Source organism: Pseudomonas sp. CAN1 (assembly GCF_030462585.1).
Lineage (GTDB): Bacteria > Pseudomonadota > Gammaproteobacteria > Pseudomonadales > Pseudomonadaceae > Pseudomonas.
Window position 1 is genome coordinate 116115 of sequence record NZ_JASMRU010000016.1, and the last position, 10234, is coordinate 126348.

A 10234-nucleotide genomic window follows, 5' to 3' on the forward strand; every position below is an offset into this window, starting at 1 on the left:
CAGTAACCCGCGCCGGCTTTTATTCCAGAACAACAAGAATCCATTGACCCACCTGGAGAGCTAGCGCCATGGCCATCCACTCCGTCGCCCTGGGCGACATCCCTGCCACCGTGCCCAGCGTGCCGCGCCGCTATGCCTGGGTGGTGTTTGCCCTGACCTTCGGCCTGCTGATCTCCGATTACATGTCGCGCCAGGTGCTCAATGCCGTGTTCCCGCTGCTCAAGGTCGAATGGGCCCTGAGCGATGCGCAGCTCGGCCTGCTCAGCGGCATCGTCGCGGTGATGGTCGGCCTGCTGACCTTCCCGCTGTCGCTGCTCGCCGACCGCTGGGGCCGCGTGCGCAGCCTGGCGCTGATGGCCATGCTGTGGAGCCTCGCCACCCTGGCCTGCGCCGTGGCGCAGACCTTCCCGCAGATGTTCGCCGCGGCTTCTTCGTCGGCGTCGGCGAGGCCGCCTACGGCAGCGTCGGCATCGCCGTGGTCATTTCGGTATTCCCCGCACACCTGCGCGCCACCCTGACCGGTGCCTTCATGGCCGGCGGCATGTTCGGCTCGGTGCTCGGCATGGGCCTGGGCGGCGTGCTCGCCGCGCACCTGGGCTGGCGCTGGGCCTTCGCCGGCATGGCGCTGTTCGGCCTGCTGCTGGCGCTGCTCTATCCGCTGGTGGTGAGCGAGAAGCGCATCGCCCCGGTGGCCGCCGCCGAGGCGCCGCGCCAGGCTGGCGGGCGCTCGCTGCGCAGCCTGTTCGGCAGCCGCTCGGTGATCGCCGCCTACCTGGGCAGCGGCCTGCAGCTGTTCGTTGCCGCCGCCGTGATGGTGTGGATTCCCAGCTACCTGAACCGCTATTACCACCTGGACACCGGCAAGGCCGGGATGATCTCGGCGGTGATCGTGCTGGTCGGCGGCAGCGGCATGGTGCTCTGCGGCATCCTCTGCGACCGCCTGGGCCGCAGCAATCCGCCGCGCAAGATCATCCTCGCCATCGGCTTCTGCCTGGCCAGCTGCCTGTTGCTGTCGGTGGCCTTCCACCTGCCGCCGGGCACCGCACAGCTGAGCCTGATCGCCCTCGGCATGCTGGTTGCCGCAGGCACCTCCGGGCCTTCCGGCGCCATGGTCGCCAACCTCACCGCGCCGGCCGTGCATGGCACCGCCTTCGCCACCCTGACCCTGGCCAACAACCTGCTGGGCCTGGCGCCCGGCCCGCTGCTCACCGGCGTGCTGGCCGACCGCATCGGCCTGGACCGTGCCTTCCAGCTTATCCCCTTGCTGAGCATCCTCGCCGCGCTGGTCTTCCTCTACGCCCGGCGCCACTACCACAGCGATATCCGCCGCCTGCGCGGCGAAGAGGAGGGCGCCTGATGCCGACTCTGAACCTTGAAATGACCTTCGACTTCATCTGCCCCTGGTGCCTGATCGGCAAGCGCAACCTCGACGTCGCGCTGCGCCTGCTGGCCCGCCAGCGTCCTGAACTGCAGGTGCGGGTGAACTGGCTCGGCCTGCAGCTGCTGCCGCAGATTGCCCTGGAGGGCGAGCCCTTCGCCGAGTTCTACCAGCGCCGCCTGGGTGGCAAGCGTGCGGTACGCGCCCGCATGGGTGAAGTACGCCGCGCGGCCCAGGACGCCAAGGTCGATCTTGACCTCGAACGCATCCTCACCATGCCCAACACCACCTATGCGCACCGGGTGTTCCAGCGCGCCGTGCATGTGGGCAGCGACAACCAGAAGGAGCAGCTGCTGGAGATGGTCTTCCGCGCGCACTTCCAGCTCGGCCAGAACATCGGCGAGCGCGATACCCTGCGCCGCCTGTTGCGTGCCTGCGATTTCAACGTGGCCGATTTCGAAGAAGCCCTGGCCGATGGCGCACGCCAGTTCATCGGCCGCCGCGTCGCCCTGGCCGACTCCAGCGTGCCGATGTTCCTCCTCGAAGGCCGCGCTTTCGCCCTGGGCGGGCAGAGCCCCGAGCAACTGCTGGCGGCGCTCTACCGGGCGCTGGAAAGGCAGTTCCCGGAGGCGATCCCGGCATGAACGCGGTGCTGCACATTCCCGCCGAACGCCTGCCGGCGCGCGGCGGCCGGAGCCTGATCCACCATGAGCAGGGGATCATCCTGCTGTTCGATATCGACGGCGAACTGCATGCCATCGACGACAGCTGCCCCCATGCCGGCGCCTCGCTGTTCAGCGGCCGCCTGGACGGTCGCTGGCTGCAGTGCCCGGCCCACGGCCTGCGTTTTGACGTAGCCACGGGTTGCCCGGCGGGCATCAAGGGCTTCGGCCTGCGCCGCCACGGCATCTCCTGGATTCGCGGTGAATGCCACGTGGTGATCTGCGAACAGGGGGATGCGGCATGAGCACGTTGACCATCTCCGCCCTCGGCAGCCGCAGCCGCACTTTGCTGCCGGGCCTGCTGGTCAGCGCCATGGTGGCGGCTGCCGCGACCTTCCTTTCCGAGCACTACGGCGCGCCGGTGATGCTCTTCGCGCTGTTGCTCGGCCTGGCGATGAACTTCCTCTCCGCCGACAGCGTGTGCAAGGCCGGTATCGAGTTCACCGCCCGCGAAATCCTCCGCCTGGGCGTGGCGCTGCTGGGCATCCGCATCACCTTCGGGCAGATCGCCGAGCTGGGCTGGCAACCGGTGATCATGGTGGTGGTGCTGGTGACGGTGACCATCCTGGTCTCCATCGCCGCGGCCCGCGCCATGGGCTTCAACTTCCTCTTCGGCCTGCTTACCGGCGGCGCCACGGCCATCTGCGGCGCCTCGGCGGCGCTGGCCCTGGCGGCGGCCTTGCCGGCGCACACGCAGAAGGAAAAGGCCACGCTGTTCACCGTGCTCGGTGTGTCGGCGCTGTCCACGCTGGCGATGATCCTCTACCCGATGATCGTCAAATCCCTGGGCCTGCCAGCGCTGCAGGCGGGCATCTTCCTCGGCGGCACCATCCACGACGTGGCCCAGGTGGTTGGCGCCGGCTACAGCATCTCCAAGGAGGTCGGCGACAGTGCCACGGTGGTCAAGCTGATGCGCGTGGCGATGCTCCTGCCGGTGATCCTATGCGCGGCGATGATCACCCGCGCTCGCGGTGTAGAGCCGGGTGAGCAGCGCCCACCGTTGCTGCCGTGGTTCGCCGTGGGCTTCGTGCTGCTGGCGGCGGTGAACAGCACCGGTTGGCTGCCGACGATGGTGGTGGAGGCGGGAGGGAAACTGTCCCAGTGGTGCTTGGTGATCGCCATCGCGGCGCTGGGCATGAAGACCCAGTTGCGGGCGCTGGCGACGGTGGGCGTCAAGCCGATCCTGCTGATGCTGGGGGAGACGGCGTTCCTGGCGATGCTGGTGTTGGGGATGTTGCGCTTCGCCGGTTGATTCGTGCGTTGCGGGTGACCATCGCGGACGGAGTCCGCTCCTACGCGCCGATTGGTGTTTCCGCTCACACCGGGATTGCGGTGGCGCACGAACGTAGGATGGTGTGGAGCGCAGCGATACCCATCGATAGCCGTGAGCCGATGGCAGCTCGTAGGGCGCCAGCCCTGGTTCTGGCTTTGGCTCTAGCTTTTAAGGTCTTCCAGAAAAATATCCGAGCGCTCCGGAGTGCCCCTTTCAGGAGGCCGAAGGTGATCGGAGTTTCAGGGGGAGAGCGGCATGGATGCCGCGGAAGCCGCGACTGGCCAGGGATGGCCCTTCGCGGCGGCCCCCTGAAACTCCGAGGAACCGAGGGTACTTTTCGCGAAGCGAAAAGCCGGATGTAGGGGCGAGACCTTTGCCTCCTTTGGGGCGTTTGCCAAAGGAGGTCGCCCGAGGGGGCGAAACAATATATTTCAGCGCACGCCGAAGCGGCGCTTAGCTGCCGAACTAGAAGCAGGGATCTTTTCGTCAAGAAGGATCACACCCAAAACGCTTTGGCTTCGGGGTCGCTGTTCCGCGCCGCATCGGCGTGCGCGCGAACTCTGTGTTTCGCCCCCTCAGGCGAGTCCCTTTTGGCAAACGCCCCAAAAGGAACCAAAAGGTCTTGCCCCGGACATCCGGTTTTTCGCTTAGGCGAAAAATTCCCTCGTTGAAGCGAAGTTTCAGGGGCACGCCGCGAAGGGCCATCCCTGGCCCATCGCGGCTCTCGCGACATCCATGTCGCTCAACCCCTGAAACTCCGCTTCAACGAGGCCTCCTGAACGGGGCATTCGGCGCGTGCGGATGTTTTTCTGGAAACCTTCAGAGCCAGAGCCAGAGCCAGAGCCAGAGCCAGAGCCAGAGCCAGAGCCAGAGCCAGAGCCAGAGCCAGAGCCAGAGCCAGAGCCAGAGCCAAAACGATGTACGCGCTCTTGTAGGAGCGGAGCTTCTCCGCGAATCGCCGACAGGCGATGGTTGACCGAATTTCCCTGCGACACCGGTTTCCGCCGCGATGGATTTCGCGGACAGGGTCCGCTCCTACGAAACTCGGCTCACCCGGTTACCTCCTAGGAGCGGAGCACGCCCCCGATCCGCCAGCAGGGCCGGCGTTTCAGATGGGTTCGCGAGCAGTAACGACGACGTCCCCCTCGCTTCTGCAGGCGAGCCCCGACGTGCTCTTCGTAGGACCGAGGGGGACGCCTAGTTCTTGCTCGCAAACCGCACGGCACCATCCCCGTCAGAAAACCTCACTCCGCCTCCCGCCCCAACTGCTCCTTGCGCCACGCCGCTGGCGACACCCCGAACTGCACCGTGAACCAGCGGGTGAAGGAGCTGGGCATCGAATACCCCAGCAGGTCGGCGATGCGCCCCAGCGAATAACGCGGGTTCTCCATGTAGCGCAGCACCAGCTCGCGGCGGACTTCGTTGATCAGGTCGGAGAAGGTCACGCCGTTGTCTTCCAGCCGCCGCTGCAGGGTGCGCACGTTCAGCCCCAGGGACTGGGCGATCTGTTCGATGGTCGCGCGGCCCATGGGCAGCAGCAGGTAGATGGACTTGCGCACCTCGTTCAGCGTGCTGCCGTCGCTGGCGCCGGGCAGGGAGTCGACGAAGCTGCGCGCATGCTTCGCCATGGCCGGGTCGGCCATGGGGTTGGCGGCGTCGAGGTCGGCGGCGGGGATGACGATGCCGTTGAACTCGCTGCCGAACTCGATCTTGCAGCCGAACAGCCGGCGGTGCACCTGCAGGTCCGCTGGGGCGTCGTGGCTGAAGTTCACGCTGACCGGCCGCCAGTGCGGGCCGAGGAGGGCGGCGCAGAGGCGGTAGAGGGTGCCCAGGGCCAGTTCCAGGCCCTGGCGCATGGGCATCGGCGGGACGGTGAGGAGCTCCTCGCGCAGGATCGCCAGCTTGCCTTCCTGGTCGATGTACAGGGCCAGGGATTCGTTGAGCAGGTGCCGGTAGCGAATGATGGTGTCGATGGCCTCGCGCAGCGTCGCCTGGTGCGAGAGCAGCAGGCTGATCACGCCGAAATCGGCGAGCTGGCGCGATTCGGCCATGCGCAGGCCGAAGGTCTCGCAGCCGCTGATGCGCGCCGATTCCTCCAGCAGGGTCACCGCCGTGGCCACGGGGATGCGCTGCTCGGGGTGGTCGAGCATGGACTGGGAAAGGCCCACCGCGCTCAGCTGCTGCTGTGGGTTGAGGCCCAGGTGTCGGGCCACTTCCAGGTAGTTGGTCAGGGCCGCAATGCGAACCATGGGGGTCATGCCGATCGCCTTCTTGTTCTTGTGGTTGCTCCGTGCCGTCGGGGTCCGTGGACGCCCGCTGGCCAGAGTGCACGCTGGCTGGGTCGATGACGTCAGATTCTAGCGACAGCTGTTACCAATCGTGTACGAAAGTTCTCACTTCGGCCAGTGCCTGCAGCGCTCTGGAATGCACCGTACGTCCCGGTATGCCCGGCAGGCGTGGAGTCGACGGGACAGCAGGCTGGCCGGGGCCTGTCATCAAATGCGAAGTGCCTGACGCTCAATGCAAAGCACCGCCACCGGGGCATCTCTACTGTCTGTCCAACAAGTTCGAAATCACCCAAAGGTGAACCGGTGAGCAACAACAAGACTTCCACCACCGTCCTCATGGTCCCCGGCCTGCGCGACCACGTCGCCGAGCACTGGCAGACCCTGCTTCAGCAGCGCCTGCCCAACGTGCGCAGCGTCCCGCCGCTGACCGAGAACAAGCTGGACCTGAACGCCCGCATCGAAGCCATCCAGCATGAGCTGGAGAACATCGAGGGCGAGGTGATCCTGGTGGCCCACAGCGCCGGTGTGCTGATGGTCGCTCACTGGGCGGCGCGCTACAGCCGGCCGATCAAGGGCGCGCTGCTGGCCACTCCGCCGGATCTCGACGGTGACTGGCCGGCCCACTATCCCAAGCCGACAGTCCTGGCCGAGATGGGCTGGGCGCCGCTGCCGCTGGAGCCGCTGCCGTTCCCCACGCTGGTGGCCTGCAGCGACAACGACCCGCTGGCGACCGCCGAAGCCGTGCAGCGCATAGCTCGGCACTGGCGCGCCAGCGTAGTGGAGCTGGGCCGCGTCGGTCACCTCAACCCGGCATCGGGATTCGGTGACTGGCCCCAGGCCGATGAGCTGATCCAGCTGCTGGACCACTGATCTCCCCAGGCAACTGACACAAGAGCAACCCCCCGGTTCCGGCGTTCGCGCCGGGGCAGGCCTCCGTGCGCTCCGGCGTACGGCCTTCTGGTGGATAAAGAAGGGGCTGCGGGGCGGGCCCGGAAAGCGTCCCGACCACAACAAGAAACGGAGCACACGAATGCATCATCAGAGCAACCCGCACCGCCCGCTGCAACGCTGCCTGCTGGCCACCGCAGTCCTCGCCGCCATGGCCGGCCAGCCGCTGCAGGCCTTCGAGCTGGACACCGGCAACCCGGACCTGTCGATCCGCTTCGACAACACCGTCAAGCTCAGCTACGGGCAGCGCGTCGAGTCGCCCAACAGCAAGATCGCCGGCACCGCCAACACCAACGACGGCGACCGCAACTTCTCCTCCGGCACCCCGGTGACCCAGCGCTTCGACCTGCTCAGCGAACTGGACTTCGTCTACCGCGAGAGCATGGGCTTCCGCCTGTCCGCTGCCGGCTGGTACGACCATGCCTACGATGATGTCGGCTCCGCCAACGCCTTCCCCGGCCAGAAGGGCAACGCCGGCCACCTGGTCACCCGCAACGGCACGGTGGTCGCCCCGGCGGGCGCGCAACCGGCCACCCACGGCCTGAGCACCTTCGCCGACCGCTACTACAACGGCCCGTCCGGCGAACTGCTCGATGCCTTCGTCTTCGCCAGCCACCAGGTCGGCGACGACATGCAGCTCAGCGGCAAGCTCGGCCGCCACACCGTGTACTGGGGCGAGACCCTGTTCAGTGCCGCCAACGGCATCAACTACGGCCAGTCGGCCCTGGACCTGGGCAAGCTCTACAACGTGCCCGGCACCGAGGCCAAGGAGCTGTTCATGCCGCGCAACCAGCTGTCCGCCTCGCTGACGGTGAACCCCGAGCTGACCCTGGCCGCGCAGTACTTCCTCGAGTTCGAGAACTCGCGCTTCCCCGAGGGCGGCACCTACATGGGGCCGTACGACATGCTCAACGACGGCGGCAATGTCTTCTGGCTGCCGCTGCCGGCGCAGAACGCCTTCTACGGCGCCCAGCGCGGCCATGACCGCAAGCCGGACAACACCGGCGACTTCGGCCTGATGGCCAAGTGGAGCCCGGAATGGCTCGACGGCACCCTGGGCTTCTACTACCGCAAGACCTCCGACACCCTGCCAGCGGTGCTGGTGGATGCGCCGAACCTGCACAAGCCAGGGCTCGCTGGCTTGCCGGGGATGAACTACATCACCGCCTACGCCGACGACATCGACATCTACGGCCTGAGCCTGTCCAAGGAGATCGCCGGCGTCAGCGTCGGCATGGACCTGAACTACCGCGAGAACATGCCGCTGGCGAGCAACTTCACCACGGTCAACCCGACGCTTTACGCGGCGGCCCAGCGCGGCCAGATCAACGGCGCCAACCTGATCGGCGAGCTGCCCAGCGACGGCGATACCGGGCTGGCCCGCGGCAAGACCTTCCACGTCGTGCTCAACGGCCTGGTGACCTTCGGCGCCACCCCGCTGTGGGACGCCTCGTCGCTGGCGGTGGAGGGCACCCTGACGCACCTGATCGATGTCACCGAAGGCGAGCAGACCTTCAAGGGCGACTCCAGCTACCGCGGCGTCGACAAGGTCACCGCCAACGCCTACGCCATGTCCGCCAACTTCACCCCGACCTGGTACCAGGCCTTCCCCGGCGTCGACCTGTCCATGCCGGTCTCCTACAACGTCGGCCTGCATGGCAACTCGGCAGTGCAGCTGGGCGGCAACGAAGACGCCGGCAGCTACTCGGTCGGCGTGGCCGCGGACTTCCACCAGCAGTACCGCCTGGACCTGAAATACGTCGACGCCTTCGGCCCCTTCGATACCTGCGAGAGCGGCCGCGACAACAACACCCCCGGCGCCAACGGCCAGTACCAGTGCATCCCCGGCCAGATCACCTCGCAGGGCGGCCTCGCGCCCCTGCTGAAGGACCGCGGCATGGTTACCGCTTCCCTGAAGGCCACCTTCTGATTTCACCCCAGGTCTCGACTTCGAGGCAGGAGAAAAACAGCATGAACTTCAAGCCCACCCTGATCGCCACCGCCCTCGGCCTGACCCTCTGCGGTCTGGCCCAGGCCGCCGTTTCCCCGCAGGACGCAGCCCAGCTGGGCAGCAGCCTGACCCTGGTCGGCGCCGAGAAAGCCGCCAGCAGCGATGGCTCGATTCCCGCCTACGCCGGCGGCCTGACCAGCGCCCCGGCCGGCTTCAAGGCCGGCGACAGCATGCGCCCGGACCCGTACGCCAGCGACAAGCCGCTGCTGGTGATCGACGGCAAGAACGTCGAGCAATACAAGAACGAGCTGTCCGCCACCACCGTCGAGCTGGCCAAGCGTTATCCGACCTTCCGCGTCGACGTCTACCCGACCCACCGCAGCGCCGCATTGCCGGACACCGTGCTGGAGAACAGCAAGAAGAACGCCGTCACCGCGCAGTCCCTGGAAGGCGGTACCGCCATCGACAATGCGCTGCCGGGCGTGCCGTTCCCGATTCCGCAGACTGGCGCCGAGGCGATGTGGAACTTCCTGCTGCGCTACCAGGGCGTGAACATCAAGGCCAAGTACGACTCCTGGAACGTCGATGCCTCCGGCAGCGCCAACCTCGCCACCACCGGCCAGGCCTTCATCAACTACCCGGTCTACGAAGACCTCACCCAGCCGGTGAAGGGCTCCGAGGTCTACTACCAGATGAAGCTGTACTACAGCGGCCCGGCCCGCCGCGCCGGCGAGGCGATGATGCTCAAGGACGCCGCCAACCCGCTGCAGCAGCCGCGCCGCGCCTGGCAGTACCTGCCCGGCCAGCGCCGCGTGAAGCTGGCGCCGAACCTGGCCTACGACACCCCCAACCCCGGCATGGCCGGCGCCGGCACCTACGACGACGTGTTCGTCTTCAACGGCGCGCTGGACCGCTATGACTGGAAGCTGGTGGGCAAGCAGGAAATGATCGTGCCCTACAACACCTACCGCCTCACCTACGCCAGCGACATCAAGCCGGTGGTCACGCCCAACCACCTGTCGCCCGACTACGTGCGCTGGGAGAAGCACCGCGTGTGGGTCGTCGAAGGCACCCTGAAGTCCGGCGCACGACACATCTACGCCAAGCGTCGCTTCTACCTCGACGAAGACAGCTGGGTGGCCCTGGCCTCCGACCAGTACGACGCCCGTGGCCAGCTCTATCGCGGCTCCTTCGCCTTCCTCAGCCAGAGCTACGACAAGCGCATCCCGGACGCCACGCCGTTCATGATCTACGACCTGACTGCCGGCTCCTACAACATCAACGGCGTCGTCGGCCCGTATGGCGGCATCAGCTACATCGACCCGCTGGCCAAGACCCAGTGGTCCCCCGAGGCGCTGGCCGGTAGCGGCATTCGCTGACGCAGCAGGCGGCGGCCCGCTCTTGCCGAAAGAGCGGGCCGCCGCCTGCTGTGGCAACGAACGCCGCGAAAAAAGTTGTGAGGAAAGCACCATGCAGATCCCCTTCAAGCGCCTGATGCTCCTGGGCGCCTTGCTGTTGGCGGGCGGCGCGCAAGCCGGCGAGACGGTTGCAGAGTTCGTCGACGTACTCGACCAGCCCGCGCCCCACAGCGCCGCTCCCTGCCGCGCGCCGCTGCYGGCGATCACCCGCGCCGACAAGCGCCTGGTGAGCGTCGGCCAGCACGGCCAGATTCTC

The 10234-nt window shown here is 67.0% G+C and carries 7 protein-coding genes and 2 pseudogenes; 8 read left to right on the forward strand and 1 reads right to left on the reverse strand.

All coding sequences use genetic code 11. From position 1 onward, the window contains the following. Positions 1-68: 68 nt before the first annotated feature. From QO207_RS20240 to QO207_RS20255, 4 genes and pseudogenes are all read left to right on the forward strand, one after another. Positions 69-1357: pseudogene (locus tag QO207_RS20240) on the forward strand (MFS transporter). Then, positions 1357-2022 carry a DsbA family protein gene (locus tag QO207_RS20245; protein WP_301534107.1) on the forward strand — a complete coding sequence of 222 codons (666 nt, stop codon included), beginning with the start codon at positions 1357-1359 and terminating at the stop codon, positions 2020-2022. The pseudogene QO207_RS20240 and the gene QO207_RS20245 overlap by 1 nt, the downstream one beginning before the upstream one ends. Beyond that, positions 2019-2345, forward strand: a complete 327-nt coding sequence (locus tag QO207_RS20250) for a Rieske 2Fe-2S domain-containing protein (RefSeq protein ID WP_301534108.1) — start codon at positions 2019-2021, stop codon at positions 2343-2345. Before QO207_RS20245 ends, QO207_RS20250 begins: the two co-directional genes overlap by 4 nt. Beyond that, positions 2342-3352: a YeiH family protein gene (locus QO207_RS20255; RefSeq protein WP_301534109.1), complete on the forward strand. Its 1011-nt coding sequence runs from the start codon at positions 2342-2344 to the stop codon at positions 3350-3352. Before QO207_RS20250 ends, QO207_RS20255 begins: the two co-directional genes overlap by 4 nt. Positions 3353-4617: 1265 nt before the next feature. Here the strand turns inward: QO207_RS20255 and QO207_RS20260 are convergent. Next, positions 4618-5622, reverse strand: a complete 1005-nt coding sequence (locus QO207_RS20260; protein ID WP_301534114.1) for an AraC family transcriptional regulator — start codon at positions 5620-5622, stop codon at positions 4618-4620. Between the two features lie 342 nt (positions 5623-5964). Between QO207_RS20260 and QO207_RS20265 the strand changes: the two genes are divergently transcribed. From QO207_RS20265 to QO207_RS20280, 4 genes and pseudogenes are all read left to right on the forward strand, one after another. Further along, positions 5965-6531 carry an alpha/beta hydrolase gene (locus QO207_RS20265; RefSeq protein ID WP_301534110.1) on the forward strand — a complete coding sequence of 189 codons (567 nt, stop codon included), beginning with the start codon at positions 5965-5967 and terminating at the stop codon, positions 6529-6531. 160 nt (positions 6532-6691) lie between these two features. Beyond that, positions 6692-8539, forward strand: coding sequence for a DUF1302 domain-containing protein (locus QO207_RS20270; RefSeq protein WP_301534111.1), 1848 nt, complete (start codon positions 6692-6694; stop codon positions 8537-8539). A 41-nt stretch (positions 8540-8580) separates the two neighbouring features. Then, positions 8581-9939 (forward strand): DUF1329 domain-containing protein, encoded by a 1359-nt coding sequence (locus QO207_RS20275; RefSeq protein ID WP_301534112.1) that lies wholly within the window; start codon positions 8581-8583, stop codon positions 9937-9939. Between the two features lie 91 nt (positions 9940-10030). Beyond that, positions 10031-10234: pseudogene (locus QO207_RS20280) on the forward strand (glycosyl hydrolase); the annotation flags it as partial.

Bases quoted from the DNA above. Each gene is read 5' to 3' on its own strand.
- QO207_RS20245 (WP_301534107.1), top strand. From the start codon at position 1,357: ATGCCGACTCTGAACCTTGAAATGACCTTCGACTTCATCTGCCCCTGG.
- QO207_RS20250 (WP_301534108.1), top strand. From the start codon at position 2,019: ATGAACGCGGTGCTGCACATTCCCGCCGAACGCCTGCCGGCGCGCGGC.
- QO207_RS20255 (WP_301534109.1), top strand. From the start codon at position 2,342: ATGAGCACGTTGACCATCTCCGCCCTCGGCAGCCGCAGCCGCACTTTG.
- QO207_RS20260 (WP_301534114.1), bottom strand. From the start codon at position 5,622: ATGGTTCGCATTGCGGCCCTGACCAACTACCTGGAAGTGGCCCGACAC.
- QO207_RS20270 (WP_301534111.1), top strand. From the start codon at position 6,692: ATGCATCATCAGAGCAACCCGCACCGCCCGCTGCAACGCTGCCTGCTG.
- QO207_RS20275 (WP_301534112.1), top strand. From the start codon at position 8,581: ATGAACTTCAAGCCCACCCTGATCGCCACCGCCCTCGGCCTGACCCTC.